The sequence below is a fragment of the Clavibacter nebraskensis NCPPB 2581 genome (assembly GCF_000355695.1).
Classification (GTDB): domain Bacteria; phylum Actinomycetota; class Actinomycetes; order Actinomycetales; family Microbacteriaceae; genus Clavibacter; species Clavibacter nebraskensis.
The window spans coordinates 2282281-2301662 of sequence record NC_020891.1 but is presented as its reverse complement, the minus strand read 5'-3'; the positions used below and the strand labels follow the sequence as shown (position 1 = coordinate 2301662).

At 72.7% G+C, this 19382-nt stretch carries 19 protein-coding genes and 2 riboswitches; of the genes, 10 read left to right on the top strand and 9 right to left on the bottom strand.

The genetic code is table 11. The features are described from left to right. Positions 1 to 56: 56 nt before the first annotated feature. Positions 57 to 479, bottom strand: a complete 423-nt coding sequence (locus CMN_RS10740; protein WP_015490834.1) for a winged helix DNA-binding protein — start codon at positions 477 to 479, stop codon at positions 57 to 59. Positions 480 to 699: 220 nt separating this feature from the next. Here CMN_RS10740 and CMN_RS10735 point away from each other — a divergent pair, with 220 nt between their 5' ends. Further along, positions 700 to 1104: a hypothetical protein gene (locus CMN_RS10735; protein ID WP_015490833.1), complete on the top strand. Its 405-nt coding sequence runs from the start codon at positions 700 to 702 to the stop codon at positions 1102 to 1104. Positions 1105 to 1163: 59 nt separating this feature from the next. After that, positions 1164 to 1727 (top strand): GIY-YIG nuclease family protein, encoded by a 564-nt coding sequence (locus CMN_RS10730; protein WP_015490832.1) that lies wholly within the window; start codon positions 1164 to 1166, stop codon positions 1725 to 1727. A 15-nt stretch (positions 1728 to 1742) separates the two neighbouring features. Here CMN_RS10730 and CMN_RS10725 read toward each other — a convergent pair whose 3' ends face one another. Next, positions 1743 to 2843, bottom strand: a complete 1101-nt coding sequence (locus CMN_RS10725) for a zinc-ribbon domain-containing protein (protein ID WP_015490831.1) — start codon at positions 2841 to 2843, stop codon at positions 1743 to 1745. 48 nt (positions 2844 to 2891) lie between these two features. Here CMN_RS10725 and CMN_RS10720 point away from each other — a divergent pair, with 48 nt between their 5' ends. Then, on the top strand, positions 2892 to 3446 hold the full coding sequence (locus CMN_RS10720) for a GNAT family N-acetyltransferase (protein WP_015490830.1): 555 nt from the start codon (positions 2892 to 2894) through the stop codon (positions 3444 to 3446). Between the two features lie 19 nt (positions 3447 to 3465). Here CMN_RS10720 and CMN_RS10715 read toward each other — a convergent pair whose 3' ends face one another. The 3 genes from CMN_RS10715 to CMN_RS10705 all read right to left on the bottom strand — a co-directional run bounded on the left by CMN_RS10715 (position 3466) and on the right by CMN_RS10705 (position 5717). Beyond that, positions 3466 to 3861 carry a ChaB family protein gene (locus tag CMN_RS10715; RefSeq protein WP_015490829.1) on the bottom strand — a complete coding sequence of 132 codons (396 nt, stop codon included), beginning with the start codon at positions 3859 to 3861 and terminating at the stop codon, positions 3466 to 3468. 111 nt (positions 3862 to 3972) lie between these two features. After that, positions 3973 to 4413, bottom strand: coding sequence for a Fe-S cluster assembly sulfur transfer protein SufU (gene sufU / locus CMN_RS10710; protein WP_015490828.1), 441 nt, complete (start codon positions 4411 to 4413; stop codon positions 3973 to 3975). Continuing rightward, positions 4410 to 5717 carry a SufS family cysteine desulfurase gene (locus CMN_RS10705; RefSeq protein ID WP_015490827.1) on the bottom strand — a complete coding sequence of 436 codons (1308 nt, stop codon included), beginning with the start codon at positions 5715 to 5717 and terminating at the stop codon, positions 4410 to 4412. The genes sufU and CMN_RS10705 overlap by 4 nt, the downstream gene beginning before the upstream one ends. Positions 5718 to 5821: 104 nt before the next feature. Between CMN_RS10705 and CMN_RS10700 the strand changes: the two genes are divergently transcribed. Further along, positions 5822 to 6592, top strand: a complete 771-nt coding sequence (locus tag CMN_RS10700) for a copper resistance CopC family protein (RefSeq protein WP_015490826.1) — start codon at positions 5822 to 5824, stop codon at positions 6590 to 6592. Between the two features lie 25 nt (positions 6593 to 6617). Here CMN_RS10700 and CMN_RS10695 read toward each other — a convergent pair whose 3' ends face one another. Then, a complete protein-coding gene (locus CMN_RS10695) occupies positions 6618 to 6989 on the bottom strand; it encodes a BlaI/MecI/CopY family transcriptional regulator (protein WP_015490825.1) in 372 nt (123 codons plus the stop codon). 125 nt (positions 6990 to 7114) lie between these two features. Here CMN_RS10695 and CMN_RS10690 point away from each other — a divergent pair, with 125 nt between their 5' ends. The 4 genes from CMN_RS10690 to gcvP all read left to right on the top strand — a co-directional run bounded on the left by CMN_RS10690 (position 7115) and on the right by gcvP (position 12498). Further along, entirely contained in the window at positions 7115 to 7570 is a 456-nt protein-coding gene (locus tag CMN_RS10690; RefSeq protein ID WP_015490824.1) for an SseB family protein, read from the top strand. Between the two features lie 155 nt (positions 7571 to 7725). After that, a riboswitch (glycine riboswitch) is annotated at positions 7726 to 7812 on the top strand. Position 7813: 1 nt separating this feature from the next. Next, a riboswitch (glycine riboswitch) is annotated at positions 7814 to 7907 on the top strand. Between the two features lie 42 nt (positions 7908 to 7949). Continuing rightward, positions 7950 to 9158: a glycine cleavage system aminomethyltransferase GcvT gene (gene gcvT, locus CMN_RS10685; protein WP_015490823.1), complete on the top strand. Its 1209-nt coding sequence runs from the start codon at positions 7950 to 7952 to the stop codon at positions 9156 to 9158. Then, a complete protein-coding gene (gene gcvH, locus CMN_RS10680; RefSeq protein ID WP_015490822.1) occupies positions 9155 to 9526 on the top strand; it encodes a glycine cleavage system protein GcvH in 372 nt (123 codons plus the stop codon). The genes gcvT and gcvH overlap by 4 nt, the downstream gene beginning before the upstream one ends. Beyond that, positions 9523 to 12498, top strand: coding sequence for an aminomethyl-transferring glycine dehydrogenase (gcvP, locus tag CMN_RS10675; protein ID WP_015490821.1), 2976 nt, complete (start codon positions 9523 to 9525; stop codon positions 12496 to 12498). The genes gcvH and gcvP overlap by 4 nt, the downstream gene beginning before the upstream one ends. A gap of 107 nt (positions 12499 to 12605) precedes the next feature. Here gcvP and CMN_RS10670 read toward each other — a convergent pair whose 3' ends face one another. The 3 genes from CMN_RS10670 to CMN_RS10660 form a co-directional block, all read right to left on the bottom strand. Then, the gene (locus CMN_RS10670; protein ID WP_015490820.1) at positions 12606 to 14228 is read right to left on the bottom strand and encodes a monocarboxylic acid transporter; all 1623 of its coding nucleotides are present in this window, start codon (positions 14226 to 14228) and stop codon (positions 12606 to 12608) included. Continuing rightward, positions 14225 to 14632, bottom strand: a complete 408-nt coding sequence (locus CMN_RS10665) for a DUF485 domain-containing protein (protein WP_015490819.1) — start codon at positions 14630 to 14632, stop codon at positions 14225 to 14227. Before CMN_RS10665 ends, CMN_RS10670 begins: the two co-directional genes overlap by 4 nt. Positions 14633 to 14739: 107 nt before the next feature. Further along, complete coding sequence (locus CMN_RS10660; RefSeq protein ID WP_015490818.1) at positions 14740 to 15555, bottom strand: CPBP family intramembrane glutamic endopeptidase; 816 nt, start codon at positions 15553 to 15555, stop codon at positions 14740 to 14742. Positions 15556 to 15844: 289 nt separating this feature from the next. Here CMN_RS10660 and CMN_RS10655 point away from each other — a divergent pair, with 289 nt between their 5' ends. Both CMN_RS10655 and CMN_RS10650 read left to right on the top strand, forming a co-directional pair. Further along, positions 15845 to 17674, top strand: coding sequence for an ABC transporter family substrate-binding protein (locus CMN_RS10655; RefSeq protein WP_015490817.1), 1830 nt, complete (start codon positions 15845 to 15847; stop codon positions 17672 to 17674). A gap of 178 nt (positions 17675 to 17852) precedes the next feature. Next, positions 17853 to 19379 (top strand): ABC transporter permease, encoded by a 1527-nt coding sequence (locus CMN_RS10650; RefSeq protein ID WP_015490816.1) that lies wholly within the window; start codon positions 17853 to 17855, stop codon positions 19377 to 19379. Positions 19380 to 19382: the final 3 nt, after the last annotated feature.

The window sequence follows — 19382 nt, the reverse complement described above, 5'->3', positions numbered from 1 at the left end:
CTAGGGGCGTGGTGGCGAGGGGGCGGGATCGCCCGAGGCGGCGTGGGGGGTCGCGGTCAGGCGCCGTCGGCGATGCGCCGCAGGACGCCCACGATGCGCTGGACCTCGGCGTCGTCGACGGCGGGCGTCGCTGCCGAGCAGGCCTGGTGGATCCACGCGGCGCGAGCTCGGAGCACGCGCGCGAGCAGCTCGCGGCCGGCCGGTGCGACGACCAGGCGCGGGCCGTCGTCGTCCTCCTCCTCCGCCAGGATCCCGCGCTGCAGGAGGGCGCCGAGGCTGGGCACGAGGGCCGCGCGGGAGGTGCGGGTCCAGATGGAGAGCGACTGGCGGTCCACCCGCATGTCCGTCGCGACGACCCGCAGCAGCTGGATCTGGAGGCCGGTCAGCCCGTCCCACACCTCCACGGTGGCACCGTCCATCAGGTCGAACACCTGCGTCATGGTGGTGATGATCTGCTCGTGCGTGCTGCGGTCGACCATGGTGCTCCTCTGGCGGAGCGGTGGGGAAGCGACCCGGGCGGGCCGCATGCTCGCAGGGGAAACGTACCGAGCAGGATCGTTCCCGGTCCACGCGGGTCAGGTGATCGTCACATGCGGACATCCGCGCGCATACTGGACGGGGTGTCGCGATCGCCGCGAGGTCCCGGGCCCGCACGGGAGGCCGCATGAGCGCAGCAGCAGAGGCCGGACGGGCACGCGCATGACGCCCCGTATCCGCGCGCTCCTCCTCACCGGGATCATCACCGGCCTGACGATGGCGATCGTCGCCGTCGCGCGCCCCTGGACCCGCGAGGACGCGTCCGACGACTGGGTCGTGCTGCGCTTCGAGGCGGGCGAGGCGGCGACCGCGTACGAGGCGTTCGAGTCGCTGGCCGCCACGGAGATCGCGGGCGACGACGCCCTGCAGCTGCTCGAGGCCGGCGGGATCGACGGCAACGAGTTCGGCGACGACTCCTACGACGTCTACTTCGTAGGCCCCGACCGCCGCATCATGTGGGAGGTGCTCGAGCCGATCTTCGCGAACGCACCCGTGCCGTGGACGTCGGTCGAGCTGCGCCGCGGCCTCGAGGACGAGGCGCCCGTGGTGGTGCGGGCGGCGCGCTGAGCGGGTCTCGACCGGCTCCCGCAGGTGTCGGTGTCGGCCCCCGCGCCTAGCGTCGGGGCGTGACGTCGAACGGATCCGCCCCGTGCCGCGCCGAGGGCTGCGCCGCCGCGGTCGAACCCGGCGCGCCTGTGCCGCTGTGCGCGGCGCACCTCGTGGCCGCCGCCGCGTGGGCGGAGCGCGCGCACGGCGTCGAGGACGTGCTGCCGTCGCCGTGCCCGGCGTGCGGATCCCGCCTCGGCGTGCGGTACCCGTCGGGCTGGCTGTGCGCCGTGTGCGAGTGGCGGCACGGCGACCACCCGGACGGCGAGCTGGCGCCACCGCGTGTCGACGTCGTCTACTACATCCGCTTCGGCGACCGCGTCAAGATCGGCACGAGCGCCAACCCGCGGCAGCGGCTCGGCACGCTGCGGCACGACGAGCTGCTGGCCTTCGAGCGCGGCGGGCGGTCGGTGGAGCGGGCGCGGCACGTGCTCTTCGCGCGGCAGCGCTTCGACCGGACCGAGTGGTTCGAGCTCGACGACGAGCTGCGGGCGCACGTGGCCGCGCTCGCCGCGGGCCAGCCGGATCCGTGGGAGCTGCTCGCCAGGTGGCGGAGCGAGGCGCTGGCGTCGCGGGTCAGCTGACGACAGGTGCGCGGCTCACCCGGCCGCGACCGACGGCGGCGCCTCCCGCAGGTAGGCGTCCACGAACAGCGGGCCGCGGATCTCGCGGAGCCGGTCGAGGAGCTGGTCCACCGTGCTGCGCGTGAGGCCCGCGACGCACAGGTCGTAGGGCCCGAGGGGCGGCAGCTTGCCCGTGCGGATGCGGATCACCTCCCAGCCGGCGGAGCGCAGCGCCCGGTCCTTGCGCCGGTCGGCCTCCTCGCGGCGGCCGACGTGCTCGAGGCCGTGGCGGCCGGTGCTGTCGTACTCGATCGCGACCCGCAGCTCGGGCAGCAGGATGTCGGGCCACGCCTCGAGGTGCTCGAAGAACGGGCGCGCGAGCCGGACGGCGTTCAGGCCCGGCGTGTGATCCAGGCGCGCGGCCAGATCCTGCCGCAGGCGCTCCTCGACGGCGGACGCGGTCGGCGGCGCGCACGCGCTCGCGAACGGCTCGCCGACGGGCAGGTCGGGCGTCTTCGCGCAGACGGCGGGGGAGCGGCGGGCGCGGGCGGGCGGCGCGGCGGAGGGGAGGGTGCGACGTGCGGCGGCAGGGGCGCTCGCCGGGGCCGTGCTCGGCGTGCCGTCCTTGCCGCGCCGGTCGCGGGCCGCGCCGCCGGCCGCGGGGCGACCGTCGCGCGCGCCCCGCCGCGGACGCGCGGGACCGGGACCGGCGGCCGAGGACGGCGATCCGCCGGACGCGTCAAGCCCGGATCCGCCCGCCACCGGCCCCGCCACGAGCGGCGACGCCCCCGGCCAGCGCACCTCGTCCGCCATCGGCAGCACGGGCGTGCGCGGCGCCGCGGCCTCCGCGCAGTCGGGGCACCACGACGAGCGGCGACGCTCGCGGCCCGGCCGCCTCCGCTGCTCCTCGGGCGTCGCGACGAAGACGTGCCCGACGTCGCACTGCCACGTGAGGAGCACGTCGGCCGCGGGCGGCACCTGCGTGAGCGTGATGCCGCGGTTGAACTCGGGGTGGTACTGCCGGATGAGCACGGGGAACGACGCCCACGCCTCCCGGTAGCTGCCCACCGGGTACGGCACGTCGAGGCCGCGCGACCAGCGGCGTCGCGCCCACCACGCATCCACCGGCTCGGGCATGCCGTCACGCTAGGGGGAGCCACCGACGTCGCTGACTAGCCTGGGGTGATGCCGGACCTCGCGACCGACCGCCTGCTCCTCCGCCGCTTCACGGACGCCGACGCGCCCTTCCTCCTCGACCTGCACGCGCGGCCCGAGGTGATGCGCTGGATCGGCACGGGTGCGGTGCAGACGGATCCCGCCCAGGCCGCCGCCCGCGCCGCCCGCTACGCCGCGCTCGACCACCCGGTGCGCGGCATCTGGGCGATCGAGGACCGCGACGGCGGCGCGCTCCTCGGCACGCTCCTGCTCAAGGAGCTGCCCGCGTCGGCCGCGCCCCTCGCCGGCGACGACCCCGCCCCGCGCGACGCGCCGGAGGAGGGCGAGACGGAGATCGGCTGGCACCTGCACCCGGACGCCTGGGGCCGCGGCGTCGCGACGGAGGCGGCCCGCCGGGTGCTCGCGCACGCGGAGGAGGGCGGGCTGCGCCGCGTGCTGGCGGTGACGAACCCGGCGAACGCGCCGTCGCAGGCCGTGTGCCGCCGCATCGGGATGCGTCCCCTCGGCCGCACGCGCGGCTACTACGACACGGAGTGCGCGCTGTTCCGCGTCGACCTCCCCTAGGCGCGCCCGGCGCCCGGCTTCAGCTGTCGCGCTCGCGGGCCCGCCGGGTCTCCCGGTCGTTCGCCATCCGGATCCCCTCGACCAGCTCGTCCTTCGTCATGCGGCTGCGGCCGGCGACGTCGAGGCGGCGCGCGACCTCCATCAGGTGCGCCTTCGAGGCGTTCGCGTCGACCCCGCCTGCCGTGCCCGCGCCGCGCTCCTCGGCGCCCGGATCCGACGGCCCCGTCGAGTCCTTCGGCTCCCAGTGGTCGCCGACCTTCTCGAAGCCGTGCTTGAGCGCGGCGTAGGCGGTGCGCTCGGCGCGCTCGCCGGATCCGTACTGCTCCTCGGCCGCCGCGTGCGCCGCCGACCACGTGGCCTGCGCGTGCTCGGGGGAGCGGCGGATGGTGCTCGGCATGTCGTCGTCGGGGGCCATGGGTCCTCCTGGTGTCGCGGGTCGCCGGCCCGCGCGGCCGCCGCCCCTCCACTCTGCCCGCGTCGCGCGCGGATCGGGTGGGAGCGCGCGGACCGGGCAGGAGGGCGCGGATCAGCCGGCGCGGAGCGCGTCCTCCAGCGTCGTCCACGGCAGCATCGCGCACTTCACGCGGCCCACGTACCGGGAGACGCCGTCGAGCGCGACGGCGTCGCCGAACTCCTCCGGGTCGAGGTGGGACACGCCTCGGCTCCGCATCACCTCGCGGAACGCGGCGATGCGCGCGTGCACCGTGTCGAGGCTCGCGCCGTCGAGCACGCCGACGAGCATCGAGGCCGAGGCCTGCGAGATGGCGCAGCCGTGGCCCGTCCACCGGATCTCGGCCACGCGGCCGTCCTCGACGCGGACCCCGAGCGTGATCTCGTCCCCGCACGTCGGGTTCACCTGGTGCGCGTGCATGGGCCAGCCGGCGGGATCGCCCTGGCCCTCGGGCGTGCGCGAGTGGTCGAGGATCAGCTCCTGGTAGAGCCCGCCGCCGGCGCCCGGGGCGCTCATCGGCCGGCCCCGAAGAACGCGGCCGCGTCCTCGACGCCCTGCAGCAGCAGGTCGATCTCGGCGTCGGTCGTGTGCAGGGTGCCGCTCGCCCGCGCGGACGCGGTCAGCCCGAGCCTCCGGTGCAGCGGCTGCGCGCAGTGGTGCCCGACGCGCACGGCGATGCCGCGGTCGTCGAGGATCTGCCCCACGTCGTGCGCGTGCACGCCCGCGAGGTCGAACGCGGCCAGGCCCACGCGGTCGCCTCCGGCGCCCGGCCCGAGCACGCGCACGCCGCGGATGCCGGAGAGGCCCGCGACGAGCCGCGCGCCGATGCGCCGCCCGTGCTCGGCGACCCGGTCCATGCCGACCGCTTCCAGGTAGTCGACCGCGGCGCCCAGCGCCACGACCTGCGAGATGCGCTGCGTGCCCGCCTCGAACCGCTGCGGCGGCGGCAGGAACTCGGCCGCCTCCATCGTCACGGTCGTGATCATCGACCCGCCCGTGAGGAACGGCGGCAGCGCCTCGAGCACCGCGCGGCGCCCGTAGAGCACCCCGATGCCGGTCGGCGCGAGCATCTTGTGGCCGGAGAACACGGCGAGGTCGACATCGAGGGCGCGCAGGTCCACGGGCAGGTGCGGTACGGACTGGCAGGCATCGAGCACGACGAGGGAGCCCACCTCGCGCGCCCGGGCGATCACGGGTCCGAGCGGTGCGACCCCGCCCAGCACGTTGGAGACGTGCGCGAGCGCCACCACGCGCGTGCGCTCCGTGATGACGTCGCCCAGCGTCTCCAGCCGCAGCGCGCCCTGGTCGTCGACGGGGATGTACCGCAGCCGGGCGCCTGTGCGGAGCGCGAGCTGCTGCCACGGGATGAGGTTCGCGTGGTGCTCCGACTCCGTGACGACGATCTCGTCGCCCTCCCGCACGCGGATGGATGCGGGCGCCGCCGCGCTCCCGAGCCCGTACGCGACGAGGTTCAGCCCCTCGGTCGCGTTCGAGGTCCACACGATCTCGCCCGGGTCGACGCCCACGAAGCGCGCGACCTTCTCCCGCGCCTCCTCGAACTCCTCGGTCGCGAGGGCCGCGAGCGTGTGCGCGCCGCGGTGGACGGCGGCGTTCCGGTGCTCCAGGTACGCGCGCTCCGCGTCCAGCACCTGGCGCGGCTTCTGGGAGGTGGCGGCCGAGTCGAGGTAGACGAGCCGGCGGCCGTTCACCTCGGTGTCGAGGAGGGGGAAGTCGCGGCGGATCCGGTCGATCTCGTCGGCGGTCAGGCCGGCGGATCGCGCCGTGCCGTCGCCGGGGGCGTCCTGCGGGGCGATGTTCATCCGAAGAGTCCATCGTGCCGCGGCGCTCGGCGCAACACGGGCGCGCGCGGCGTCACGGACGCCCACGCCCGTCCGTGCAGCGCACCGCGGGGGATGATGGACCCATGGCGTCTCCGCACCACCCCCGCACCCCGTCCCTCCTCTGTCGCGCCGCGCTCGCCGCGGGTGCCGCCGCGCTCGTGCTGGGAGGCGCGCTGATCCCGGCGGGTGCCGCCTCCGCGCACGACCGGCTCGTGGGATCCACCCCCGCCGCCGACGCCACCGTCACGGACGAGCCCGGCACCATCGCGCTCGACTTCAGCGAGGAGCTGCTCGCTCTCGACGCGCAGAACTCCGGGTTCGCCATCCAGGTGGTCAACACCTCGGACGGCTCGTTCCACGAGGACGGCTGCGTCGCCGTCGACGGATCCGCCGCCATGACCCGCATCGCGCTCGGCACGGCCGGCACCTACCAGGTCACGTGGCGCGCGGTCTCGAGCGACAGCCACCCCATCGACGGCACATACTCCTTCACCTACGCGCCGACCGGCGACACGACGGGCACCCCGGCGATCACCGCGGCCCCGGCCTGCGGCGACGCCTGGGCGGGCAGCGCGGCCACCGCGACGCCGGAGCCCGAGGGCACCATGACGACGCAGGGCGCCGAGTCCGTCGCGTCCGCGCCCACGTCCGACGCGCAGTCCGGCGCGTCCGTGCCGCTCGCCGAGACGGCCGAGACCACGCCCGTCTGGGTCTTCGTGCTCATCGGCCTCGTGATCCTCGCGGCCGCCGTGCTCGTGGTGGTCGGCGTCGTGCGCCGGTCGTCGCGCCGGTTCCCCGGCGAGGACGGGGAGAGCGTGGGCGGGCCGTATGACGGAGCCGACGACCCGCGCTAGCCGATCCGCGGTCGGCGTCGCGGGCCTAGGCCCGGTCGTCCCCGCCGAGCGCGCGGCGCAGCGCCGTGAGGTCGTCCCCGTCGAGCGTGCCGGCGAAGCGCAGCAGCGCCGCCTCGCGGTCCTTCGTGGCCGCGAGCGCGCCCGACATGAGCGACGCCGCGTGGTCGGTGCGCGACCGGGCCGGCGCGAACGTGAGCGCGCGCGCCTCGTCCGAGCGCGTGACGAGGCCCTTCTGACCCAGCCGGTCCAGCACCGTGAGCACGGTCGTGAGCGCGGGGCGCGGATCCGGGATGCGGGCGACGACGTCCTTGGCCGTGAGCGGCTCGTCGGCGTCCCAGAGGGCGTCCATGATGGCGGCCTCGAGCTCGCCGCGGGGGCGCTGGCGTCCGATCGACACGGGCGTCTCCCCTCGGGACGGATGGCGGTTGGAAAGACCATCCTAACTCCGCGCGCGGCCGCGACGACGCCCGGCCCGGCCGCCGCGGTCAGCGGTCGCCCCGCCGGATCGGGCACGATGGACCCATGACCGATTCACAGGACCGAGAGCCCACCCCCCTCGAGCAGGCCATCGCGCGCGGCCAGGCGGGCGAGTCCGACATGACCGCCGTCCTCACCGAGTTCATCAACACGACGGTCGTGGTGCCCACCGCCACGCCCCTCACCCCCGATACCGACCAGCTCCAGCCCGTCCTCTTCGACCGCGACGGCGTGCCCATGCTCGCCGCCTTCACGCACGAGGACCGCATCGAAGAGAAGGTCACGAGCGTCGCCGACCACGTCGCCACCATCCCCGCCGCCGAGCTCGTGCAGGCGATCCCCGAGGGCACCGGCCTCGTCATCAACGTCGGCACCACCGACGGCTTCGAGATGATGCCCGAGGGCGTCGCGCAGCTCGCCGACGACGTGCGCCGCGTCATCGACCAGGACGAGGACGGCGCGCCGCAGGCGCCCGCATCGCCGTCGCCCGACGCGATCTGATCCCGCCGGTCGACCCGACCACCCGACGCCGCCGCATCCACCCGGATGCGGCGGCGTCGTCGCGTCCGGCGGAGCGGAACGGGAACGGATGGACCGGGAATCGTCACACGGCCGAAACGTCCCGCTCGATATGCTGGGACGCGTAACACGGCCGCGCACGCATCGCGGGAGAGCTCCTCCGGGAGCACCGAAGGAGCAAGCCTCCCCGCCAATCTCTCAGGTCCACGTACCGCGATGCACTGGCCACTCTGAAAAGCAGCCGTCCCGCACGGCTCGCCCACGGTGAAAGCACCGTCCTCGGACGGCGCGAAGCTCTCAGGCCCATGACAGAGGGGGAGTCCCCATCCGGCATCCGCGCCGGAGACGACCGGAGGACTCCATGACCGACGCACCCGCCGAGACCGACGCCGGGTCCCCGCCCCGCCGATCCCCGCTGCACGCCGTGCACGAGGCGGCCGGCGCCTCCTTCACCGACTTCGCCGGCTGGCTCATGCCGGTCCGCTACACGAGCGACCTCGCCGAGCACCGCGCCGTGCGCGAGGCCGCGGGCATCTTCGACATCTCGCACATGGCGGAGATCGCCGTCGAGGGCGAGGGCGCCGCCGCGTTCCTCGACTCCGTGCTCGCCGGCAAGCTGTCCGCCATCGCCGAGTGGCAGGCGAAGTACACGCTGCTGCTGGATCCCTCGGGCGGCATCGTCGACGACCTGATCGTCTACCGCACCGGCGAGGAGTCCTTCCTCGTCGTCGCCAACGCGGGCAACCACGACCCCGTGCTCGCCGTCCTCGCCGAGGCCGCCGCGGGCCGCGACGACGTGGAGGTCGACGACGCCAGCGACGACGTCGCGCTGATCGCCGTGCAGGGCCCGGTGTCCCGCGCGATCCTCGAGGCCACCGCCGGGCTCGAGACCGAGACGCCGCTCGAGGCGCTCCGCTACTACCGCGCCACCGCCGCGCGCTTCGCCGGGCAGGACGTGCTCGTCGCCCGCACGGGCTACACGGGCGAGGACGGCTACGAGCTGTACGTCGCGACCGAGGACGCCGTCGCCCTGTGGGAGGCGCTCGTCGTCGCCGGCACGCCGCTCGGCCTCCTGAACACGGGCCTCGCCTGCCGCGACACGCTCCGCCTCGAGGCGGGAATGCCGCTGTACGGCCACGAGCTGGGCCTCCACACGCTGCCCGTGCAGGCCGGCCTCGGCAAGGTGGTCGCGCTCGCCAAGGAGGGCGACTTCCGCGGGCGCTCGGCGATCGAGAAGGGCCCGGATCCCGTCGCCCGCGTGCTCGTCGGCCTCGTCACCGAGGGCCGCCGCGCGCCCCGCGCCGACTACCCCGTCTACGCCGAGGAGGCCGCGGGCGACTCCGCCGCCGCCCTCGAGGCCGTCATGGACGCGACCGATGGCGCCGTCGCGCCCGTCGGCATCGTCACGAGCGGGGCCCTGTCGCCCACGCTCGGCCACCCCGTCGCCATGGCGTACGTGGATCCCTCGCTCGCCGCCCCCGGCACGCGCCTCGCCGTCGACGTCCGCGGCACTCGCGTGCCCGCCACCGTCGTGACCCTCCCCTTCTACTCGCGAAAGGCTCACCGATGACCGACCAGACCAGCCTCCAGTACACCGCCGAGCACGAGTGGGTGCAGGTCGACGGCGACGTCGCGACCGTCGGCATCACCTCCTACGCCGCCGACAAGCTCGGCGACGTCGTCTTCGTCGAGCTGCCCGCCGTGGGCGACGAGCTCGCGGGCGGCGAGGTCGTCGGCGAGATCGAGTCGACCAAGTCGGTCGGCGAGCTGTTCGCGCCCATCGACGGCACGGTCACCGAGGTCAACGACGACGTCGTGGCCTCGCCCGACCTCGTCAACAGCGACCCCTTCGGCGCCGGCTGGCTCGTGAAGGTGCGCTTCGAGGCGCTCCCCAAGCTCCTCAGCCACGACGAGTACGTCGCGCTGGTGGGCGAGTGACCGCCGTCGACGCCGGCACGCGCCCGGCCACGCCCGCCCCGGCCTCCGCGCCCGACATCGCCGAGGAGTCCTCGGCCTTCGCGCCCGGCGCGTTCGGCGCCCGCCACATCGGCATCGACTCCGAGGCCCGCGCCACCATGCTGGGCGTCCTCGGCCACGACTCGATCCCGTCCCTCCTCGCGAAGGCCGTTCCCGAGACGATCCAGGTCGACCGCTTCCGCACCGAGGGCGACTCCGTGCTGCCCGAGGCCGCCACCGAGCGCGACGCCCTCGCCCAGCTCCGCCGCATCGCGAGCCGCAACCGCGTGCGCACGTCGATGATCGGCCTCGGCTACCACGACACGATCACGCCCGCGGTCATCACCCGCAACGTGCTCGAGAACCCGAGCTGGTACACCGCCTACACGCCGTACCAGCCGGAGATCTCGCAGGGACGCCTCGAGGCGCTCATTAACTTCCAGACGATGGTCGCCGAGCTGTCCGGGCTCGCGACCGCGAACGCGTCCATGCTCGACGAGGCCACCGCCGTCGTCGAGGGCATGCTGCTCGCGCGCCGCGCCTCCAAGGCGAAGACGCCCGTCTTCCTCATCGACGCCGACGCCCTCCCGCAGACGCGCGCGCTCCTCGACAGCCGCGCCGCCGCGGTCGGCATCGAGCTGGTCGCGCACGACCTCGCCACGGTGGATCCGGCGGAGCTGCCCGACGCGTTCGGCGCCTTCATCCAGTACCCGGCCGCCTCCGGCCGCGTCTGGGACCCGAGCGCCGTCATCGCGCGCGTGCACGCGGCGGGCGGCCTCGCGGTTGTCGCGGCCGACCTGCTCGCCCTCACGGTCATCACGTCGCCCGGCGAGCTCGGCGCGGACATCGCGGTCGGCACCTCGCAGCGCTTCGGCGTGCCCATGGGCTTCGGCGGTCCGCACGCGGGCTACCTCGCCGTGCGCGCGGGCCTCGAGCGCCAGATGCCGGGCCGCCTCGTCGGCGTCAGCCAGGACGCGGCCGGCCACCCGGCCTACCGCCTCTCGCTGCAGACGCGCGAGCAGCACATCCGCCGCGAGAAGGCCACCAGCAACATCTGCACGGCGCAGGTGCTCCTCGCCGTCATGGCCTCGATGTACGCGGTGTACCACGGGCCGAAGGGCCTCCGCGTGATCGCGCGCCAGGCGAACCGGGGCGCCCGCCGCCTCGTCCGCTCGCTGGCGACGGTCGGCATCGAGCCCGTCCACGCCGCGTTCTTCGACACCGTGCGCGTCTCCGTGCCCGGCCGCGCCGACGAGATCCTCGCGGCCGCAGCGGCGGGCGGGGTCAACCTGCTCCGCGTGGACGCCGACACCCTCGGCTTCAGCGTCGACGAGGCCACGCGCCCCGAGGACCTCGCGGCCGTCGCGCGTGCGTTCGGCGCCGAGCTCGCGGAGGACGAGGGCGCGGCAGGCGACCTCTCGTCGATCCCTTCAGGCTCGATCCGCACGAGCGAGTACCTCACGCACGCCGTCTTCTCCACGCACCGCTCCGAGACCGGCATGATGCGGTACCTCAAGCGCCTCTCCGACAAGGACTACGCGCTCGACCGCGGCATGATCCCGCTCGGCTCCTGCACCATGAAGCTCAACGCCGCCACCGAGATGGAGGCGGTGACCTGGCCCGAGTTCCAGGCCATCCACCCCTTCGCCCCGGCGGACGACGTCGAGGGCTACCTCGAGTTGGTCCTCCAGCTGGAGACCTGGCTCGCCGACGTCACGGGCTACGACACCGTGAGCCTCCAGCCGAACGCCGGCAGCCAGGGCGAGCTCGCGGGCCTCCTCGCGATCCGCGGCTACCACCTCGCGAACGGCGACGACGCGCGCACGGTCTGCCTCATCCCGCAGAGCGCGCACGGCACGAACGCGGCCAGCGCCGGGCTCGCCGGCATGCGCGTCGTGGTCGTCGCGTGCGACGACCTCGGCAACGTCGACCTCGACGACCTACGGGCAAAGATCGCGGCGAACCGCGACGAGCTCGCCGGCCTGATGATCACGTACCCCTCCACCCACGGCGTCTACGAGCACGAGGTCGGCGCGATCTGCCAGGCCGTGCACGAGGCCGGCGGCCAGGTCTACGTCGACGGCGCGAACCTCAACGCGCTGCTCGGCTTCGCCCGGTTCGGCGACTTCGGCGGCGACGTCTCGCACCTCAACCTGCACAAGACGTTCTGCATCCCGCACGGCGGCGGCGGACCCGGCGTCGGCCCGGTCGCGGCGAAGGCGCACCTCGCGCCCTTCCTGCCCGGCCACCCGCAGGCGCAGCGCAACGTGCACGCGCTCGTGCAGGACGGCGTCGTCTCGACCATCGAGCACGGCGGCGCCCCGGTGTCGGCGGCTCCCTACGGATCGCCGAGCATCCTCCCCATCAGCTGGGCCTACGTCCGCATGATGGGCGCGGAGGGCCTCAAGCAGGCGACCGGCGCCGCGGTGCTGTCGGCGAACTACATCGCCGCGCGCCTCCGCGACCACTACCCGGTGCTCTACGCAGGGGAGGACGGCCTCGTCGCGCACGAGTGCATCCTCGACCTGCGGCCGCTGACCGCGGCGACCGGGATCACGGTGGACGACGTGGCCAAGCGCCTCGTCGACTACGGCTTCCACGCGCCCACGATGAGCTTCCCGGTCCCGGGCACGCTCATGGTCGAGCCGACGGAGAGCGAGGACCTCGCGGAGGTCGAGCGCTTCATCGCGGCGATGATCGGCATCAAGCAGGAGGCCGACTCCGTCGCCGCGGGCGAGTGGCCGGCGGACGACAACCCGCTCCGGAACGCGCCGCACACGGCCGAGTCGGTCATCGCGGGGGAGTGGACGCACGCGTACACGCGCGAGCGCGCCGTCTACCCCGTGTCGACGCTCGTGCGCGACAAGTACTGGCCGCCGGTGCGCCGCATCGACCAGGCGTACGGCGACCGCAACCTGTTCTGCGCCTGCCCGCCGCCGGAGGCGTTCGCCTGATCCGACGCGATCGATCCGGCACGCACGACGCGCGCACGCACCGACGAGGGCGGCGGGACCCCCGGGTCCCGCCGCCCTCGCGGCGTCTCCGGCCGGCACGCGGCTCGCTAGTGCTCCGTCGCCTTCTCCGCGCCGTGCCCGGTCAGCGACCGCACGTCCATCTCGGCCGCGACGAGCGGGTCCTCCTTGCGCGTCGAGGTCACCGTCCCGATCCAGCCGAGCAGGAACCCGACGGGGATCGACACGATCCCCGGGTTGCTCAGCGGGAACCACGAGAAGTCGGCCCCCGGGATCATCGACGTCTCGGCGCCCGAGACCACGGGCGAGAACGCGATCAGTACGAGCGCCGTCCCGAGCCCGCCGTACATGCTGAGCACCGCGCCCCGGGTGGAGAAGCGCCGCCAGTAGAGGGAGTAGAGGATCGTCGGCAGGTTCGCGCTCGCCGCCACCGCGAACGCGAGCGCCACGAGGAACGCGACGTTCTGCCCGTTCGCGCCGATGCCCGCGATGATCGAGACGATGCCGATCACGACCACCGTGATCCGCGCGACCCGCACCTCGCCGTTCGCCGAGACCTGCCCCTTCTTGATGACGCTGCCGTACACGTCGTGCGCGAAGGAGGCCGCCGCCGTGATGGTGAGCCCCGCGACCACCGCGAGGATCGTCGCGAACGCGACCGCCGCGATGATCCCGAGCAGGATCGGCCCGCCGAGCTCGAGCGCCAGCAGCGGCGCCGCGGAGTTCACGCCGCCGGGAGCCGCGAGGATCCGCTCGCTCCCGAGCAGAGCACCCGCGCCGTACCCGAGCACCAGGGTGAAGAGGTAGAAGATCCCGATGAGCCAGATCGCCCAGACGACGCTGCGACGGGCCTCCTTCGCGGTCGGCACCGTGTAGAAGCGCATGAGCACGTGGGGGAGGCCCGCCGTCCCGAGCACCAGCGCCAGGGCGAGCGACAGGAAGTCGAGCTTCGTGATGCCGGTGAGGCCGTACTGGTTGCCCGGCTCGAGCACGGGCTTGTCGGTCGCGGCGGCCGCCGCGCCCAGCAGCTCCGACACGTTGAACCCGTGGATCGCGAGTACCCACACGGTCATCACGGCCGCGCCCGCGATGAGCAGGCAGGCCTTGATGATCTGCACCCAGGTCGTGCCCTTCATCCCGCCGACGAGCACGTAGACGATCATGAGCGCGCCCACGACCGCGATCACGAGCGACTGCCCGAGCCGGTCGTCGATCCCGAGCAGCAGCGAGACGAGCCCGCCCGCGCCCGCCATCTGCGCGAGCAGGTAGAAGAAGCAGACCGCGAGCGTCGTGGTCGCCGCCGCGAGCCGCACGGGCCGCTGCTTGAGCCGGAAGCTCAGCACGTCGGCCATCGTGAACTTGCCCGTGTTGCGCATGAGCTCGGCCACGAGCAGCAGCGCCACGAGCCACGCGACCAGGAACCCGATCGAGTACAGGAACCCGTCGTACCCGTTGATGGCGATGGCGCCGACGATCCCGAGGAACGACGCCGCCGAGAGGTAGTCGCCCGCGATCGCCGTGCCGTTCTGCGGCCCGGTGAACGAGCGGCCGGCCGCGTAGTAGTCGGCGGCCGTCGAGTTGTTCCGGCTCGCCCGGAACACGATCACGAGCGTGATGACCACGAACGCCCCGAAGATCGAGATGTTGAGGACGGGGTCGCCCGTGTCGGTGGTGGGCGTCGTCGCCATCACAGCCGTCGTCGCGGCGCTCATCGCCGGCCGCCCTTCCGGCGCGTGGGCGGGGTGGCCCGGCCCGGCCCCTGGAGCGCCACGCGCTCCCGCTCCTCCAGGTCGGCCCGGATCTCCGCGGCGACGGGGTCGAAGCGCGAGTTCGCGCGGCTCACGTACCAGGTCGTGATGGCGAAGGTCGTCACGAACTGGGCCAACCCGAGCAGGATCCCGAGGTTGACGTTCCCGATGACGGGCGTGGACATGAAGTCGTGCGCGTAGTCCGACAGGAGCACGAACGCGAAGTACCAGACGAGGAACGCCACGGCGAGCGGGAACACGAAGCCGCGGTGCGCGCGCTTCAGCTCCCGGAACCGGGCCGAGTCCTCGACCTCCAGGTAGTCGACTGCCGGCCGGGGGTCCCCGGTCGGATGAGCGGCGTCGCCCATGGGATCTCCTCGAGATACGGCCGCACCTCGTCGTGCGGCGTTCCCAGGTTAGGCACAGGCGCGGGTGATGCGCCAGGGTCGCGCCCCGGTCGGCGCGCGGACGCCCGTCAGCCGAAGAGCCCGGGCGCGAGCGCCAGCGCCACCGGGTAGCCCACGAAGCTCACGACGTCGAGGATCAAGTGGGCCACCACGAGCGGCGCCGTCCGCCCGAAGCGCACGTAGCACCAGCCGAACACGACCCCCATCGCGACGTTCCCGAGGAAGGGCCCGTAGCCCTGGTAGAGGTGGTAGCTCCCGCGGAGCACGGCCGCCGTCAGGATGACGCTCCACATGCCGAGCCGCCCGCGACCCCAGCCGAGCTCGCGGAGCCGCGTGAAGAGGTAGCCGACCACGATGACCTCCTCCTGCAGCGCGGCGCGGAGGGCGACGAGCACCAGAACGGGGACGGTCCACCAGTACGAGTCGAGCGCCGTCGGCACCACGTCCACCGTGATCCCGAGGGCGCGGCCGGCGAGGTACAGGCCGAGGCCCGGCACCCCGATCAGTGCGGCGAGCCCGAACCCCGCGGCGACGTCGCGGCCGGGACGCGCGAGGTCGAGCCCGATCCGCCGGAAGGCGCTGCGCCCCGGCTGCCACAGCAGGAAGAGCACGAGGGCCACGGGCACGAGCGCGGTCGCGATCTCGAGCAGCTGGTACAGCAGGTCGAACGCCTGGCGGTCGTTCAGGCTCCGGTTGATCGTGGCGCTCTGCGACCCGAGCGCCTCCGGCCGCGTCGACAGGTCGACGATCCGCAGGACCGAGTACACGGCGCTCGCGCCGAGCGACAGGCCGAGCACGATCGCGATCTCCCATCGCAGCCGCGTCCGCAGCGCTCGCCGCAGCGGTGGTCGGGGAGCGCGGGGGAGGGCGGGGGCGTCGGGCACGGGCCGATCCTAGGCGCGCGGTCCTGCCGAGCCGCCCGGCGGCCGGACGTAGCCGGTGCGGCCCCTGACGACTCGATCCGTCGCGGAGGGCGGCGGGAACGCGCGATCCCGCCCGTCCTGGCGCACGGATCCCGACCCCGACGCGCGGATCCGCGCGTCCGCGTTACCGGTATGTAACGTTTGCGCCCAGTTTTTGCAAAGACTCCCAGCCCTACCTAGGGTCATTCTTATCTGCGCGGTCGACCGCACGCACGGTGGGTCCGCGCCATTCCCATGCACAGGAGGAACTTTGAAAATCAGACGCCTCGCAGCGGCTGGTGTCGCAATCGTCTCCGGTGCCCTCGTCCTCAGCGGCTGCTCTGCGCCCGCCCAGGAGTCCGAGGTCATCGCCGGCACTGAGATCACCGTGGCCTGGAACGACCCGTTCCTCGAGTACAACAACGGGTCGGCGACCGGCAACGCCAGCGCCAACACGAACATCGTGTACCTGACGAACCAGTCCTTCAACTACTACGACGACGGCCCGTCGCTCGTCAAGAACACCGACTTCGGCACCTACGAGAAGGTCTCCGACGACCCGCTCGTGGTGAAGTTCACGATCAACGAGGGCGTCAAGTGGAGCGACGGCACCCCCGTCGACGCCGCGGACATGCTCCTCAACTGGGCCGCGAACACGACGAACGTGAACACGACCGAGGACGTCACGACGAACGAGGACGGCACGGTCTCCACCGGCGACGACCAGGTGTTCTTCAACTCGGGCGCCGTCAAGGACACCCGCCTCGGCCTGGTCACCAAGACCCCCGAGATCGGTGACGACGGCCGCAGCCTCACCTACACGTACGACCAGCCGTACGTCGACTGGGAGGTCGCGACCGGCAACGGCGTCTCCGCCCACGGCACCACGCAGCTCGCGTTCCCCGACGAGAACCTCTCGCCCGAGGACGCCAAGAAGAAGCTCATCACGGCCATCCAGGACAAGGACGCCAAGGTCCTCGCCCCGGTGTCCAAGGTCTGGAACGACGGCTACCGCTACTCGGACATGCCGACGGAGCCGCAGAAGACCCTGAGCGACGGCGCGTACACGATCACCGACCTCAAGGCCGACCAGTACATCACCCTGACGGCCAACAAGGAGTACACCGGCGACAAGAAGCCGAAGTACGAGAAGATCACGGTCCGCTTCATCTCGGACCCGCAGGCGCAGATCCAGGCCCTCTCCAACGGTGAGGTCCAGATCGCGTCCGGCCAGCCCACGGCCGACCTCCTCCAGCAGGTCCAGGGACTCAGCGGCATCGAGTACAAGGGCCAGGCCGAGGGCACGTACGAGCACGTCGACCTCCAGGTCACCAACGGCGGCCCGTTCGACCCCGCGAAGTACGGCGGCGACGCCGAGAAGGCCAAGCTCGTCCGCCAGGCGTTCTTCAAGACGCTGCCGCGCGAGGAGATCCTCGACAAGCTGATCAAGCCCCTGCAGGAGGACGCGGAGCTCCGCAACTCGAACGTCTTCGTCCCCGGCACGCCGAACTACGAGGCGTCCGTCGAGAAGAACGGCTACAAGGACCAGGCGGTCGACATCGAGGGCGCCAAGGCGGACCTCGCGAAGGCCGGCGTCTCGGGCACGATCGACGCCCGAGTCCTCTATGGCCAGGGCAACACCCGTCGCCAGCAGGAGTTCGAGCTCATGCGCCAGTCGGCCGCCCAGGCCGGCTTCAACCTCATCGACTCGAACAGCGCGACGTGGGGCGCCGACCTCTCCAGCAAGACCGACTCGTACGACATCGCCCTCTTCGGGTGGCAGTCCACGAGCCTCGCGGTCGGCGAGTCCGGTCCGAACTACCAGACCGGCGGCATCAACAACTACTACGGCTGGTCGAACCCCGAGGTCGACTCGCTGTTCAAGCAGCTGGACACGGAGACCGACACGGACAAGCAGCGCGATCTGCTCATCCAGGCCGAGACCCTCATCCAGCAGCAGGGCTGGACGACCCCGATCTTCCAGTTCCCGGGCCTCACGGCCTGGAGCGACACCGTCACGGGCGTCAAGCCGGCGTTCCTGTCGCCGACCTACTTCTGGAACTACTGGGAGTGGGCACCGGCGCAGGCCGCGGCCAAGTAGCACGGAAGCAGTGAGCGCCGTCCCCTGAGAGGGAGGGTGCGAGGGTGCCGAGGCCGCCTGGCCTCGGCACCCTCTCCATGTCCGTTGCCGATTCGTGATCCACGGATCCGGCCGCGTATGCTCTCGTCGGGTCGGGTCACGAGCCCTGGCCGAACACAGAAAGGGACGTCGTCGCCCTGTGCTTACCTTCGTCTTGAGACGCCTCGTCGCGTCGTTCTTCGTCCTCCTGGGCGCTAGCTTCATCATCTACAACCTGGCGGCCAACTCGGGCGATCCCCTCGGGGACCTGCGCGAGAACCCGTCGCCCAACCGCGACGCGCTCATCGCCGCCCGGACCGACCTCCTCGACCTCGACGTCCCGTCGCCGCTGCGCTACTTCCTGTGGCTCGGCGGCGTGTTCAAGGTCTTCATCGGCCAGATCGACCTCGGCAAGGCCATCGACGGGCGCGAGGTCAACGACCTCATCGCCAACGCCGCCGGCCAGACCATCCAGCTCGTGACGATCGCGACGATCATCGCCGTGCTCATCGGCGTCTCCATCGGCATGACGACCGCGCTCCGCCAGTACAGCGGCTACGACTACACGGTCACCTTCGCGTCGTTCCTCTTCTTCTCCCTGCCGATCTTCTTCGTCGCCGTGCTGCTCAAGCAGTACGTCGCCATCGGCTTCAACGACTTCCTCGTGAACCCGTCGATCCCGCCGGTCCTCATCGTCGTCCTGTCGCTCGTCTCGGGCTTCGTCTGGATGAGCATCATCGGCGGCGACCCGAAGCCGCGCCTCATCGTGTTCGGGTCCGCCACGGTCATCACCGCGGCGGTGCTGGTCTACCTGCTGGCCACCGACTGGTTCGCGCGCCCCGGTCTCGGCATCGTGCTCATCGCCGCGCTCGGTGCGCTCATCGCGGTGCTCATCACGTCGCTGTCGACGGGGCTGCGCAACCGCCGTGCGTTCTACTCGGCCCTCGGCATGGCCGTCCTGGGCGCCGCGCTCTGGTACCCGCTGCAGTACGTGCTCACGGTCTCCGCGCCCTGGTGGATCACGATCGTGCTCATCGTCGCCTTCGCCGTCATCGGCGTGGTCGTCGGCTACGTCGTCGGCCAGAACGACAAGCCCATCGTCGCCCGCGGGGCCGGCATCACCGGCGGGCTCGTCGCGCTGCTGATCATCGTCGACCGCGTCATGCAGGTGTGGCCGGACTACGTGACCAACACGCGCGGTCGCCCCATCGCCACCGTCGGCGCCGTCACCCCGGGCCTCCAGGGCTCCATCTGGCAGGGCATGCTCGACAGCTACACGCACCTCCTCCTGCCCACGATCGCGATCCTCCTCATCTCCGTCGCGAGCTACTCGCGCTACTCGCGGGCGAGCCTCCTCGAGGTGATGAACCAGGACTACGTGCGCACCGCACGGGCCAAGGGCCTGACCGAGCGCACCGTGATCATGCGCCACGCGTTCCGCAACGCGATGATCCCCGTCGCCACCGTCATCGCCTTCGACGTCGGCGGCCTCATCGGCGGTGCCGTGATCACGGAGACGATCTTCGCCTGGAAGGGCATGGGATCGGTGTTCCAGGAGGCCCTGAACAAGACCGACCTCAACCCGCTGATGGGATTCATCCTGATCACCAGCATCCTGACCGTCATCTTCAACATGCTGGCCGACATCCTGTACTCGGTCCTCGATCCTCGAATCCGGGTGAGCTGACAC

Excerpts from the sequence above, each read along its gene's own strand:
- CMN_RS10740 (WP_015490834.1), bottom strand. The coding sequence starts at position 479 with ATGGTCGACCGCAGCACGCACGAGCAGATCATCACCACCATGACGCAG.
- CMN_RS10735 (WP_015490833.1), top strand. The coding sequence starts at position 700 with ATGACGCCCCGTATCCGCGCGCTCCTCCTCACCGGGATCATCACCGGC.
- CMN_RS10725 (WP_015490831.1), bottom strand. The coding sequence starts at position 2,843 with ATGCCCGAGCCGGTGGATGCGTGGTGGGCGCGACGCCGCTGGTCGCGC.
- CMN_RS10720 (WP_015490830.1), top strand. The coding sequence starts at position 2,892 with ATGCCGGACCTCGCGACCGACCGCCTGCTCCTCCGCCGCTTCACGGAC.
- CMN_RS10715 (WP_015490829.1), bottom strand. The coding sequence starts at position 3,861 with ATGGCCCCCGACGACGACATGCCGAGCACCATCCGCCGCTCCCCCGAG.
- sufU (WP_015490828.1), bottom strand. The coding sequence starts at position 4,413 with ATGAGCGCCCCGGGCGCCGGCGGCGGGCTCTACCAGGAGCTGATCCTC.
- CMN_RS10705 (WP_015490827.1), bottom strand. The coding sequence starts at position 5,717 with ATGAACATCGCCCCGCAGGACGCCCCCGGCGACGGCACGGCGCGATCC.
- CMN_RS10700 (WP_015490826.1), top strand. The coding sequence starts at position 5,822 with ATGGCGTCTCCGCACCACCCCCGCACCCCGTCCCTCCTCTGTCGCGCC.
- CMN_RS10690 (WP_015490824.1), top strand. The coding sequence starts at position 7,115 with ATGACCGATTCACAGGACCGAGAGCCCACCCCCCTCGAGCAGGCCATC.
- gcvT (WP_015490823.1), top strand. The coding sequence starts at position 7,950 with ATGACCGACGCACCCGCCGAGACCGACGCCGGGTCCCCGCCCCGCCGA.
- gcvH (WP_015490822.1), top strand. The coding sequence starts at position 9,155 with ATGACCGACCAGACCAGCCTCCAGTACACCGCCGAGCACGAGTGGGTG.
- CMN_RS10670 (WP_015490820.1), bottom strand. The coding sequence starts at position 14,228 with ATGAGCGCCGCGACGACGGCTGTGATGGCGACGACGCCCACCACCGAC.
- CMN_RS10665 (WP_015490819.1), bottom strand. The coding sequence starts at position 14,632 with ATGGGCGACGCCGCTCATCCGACCGGGGACCCCCGGCCGGCAGTCGAC.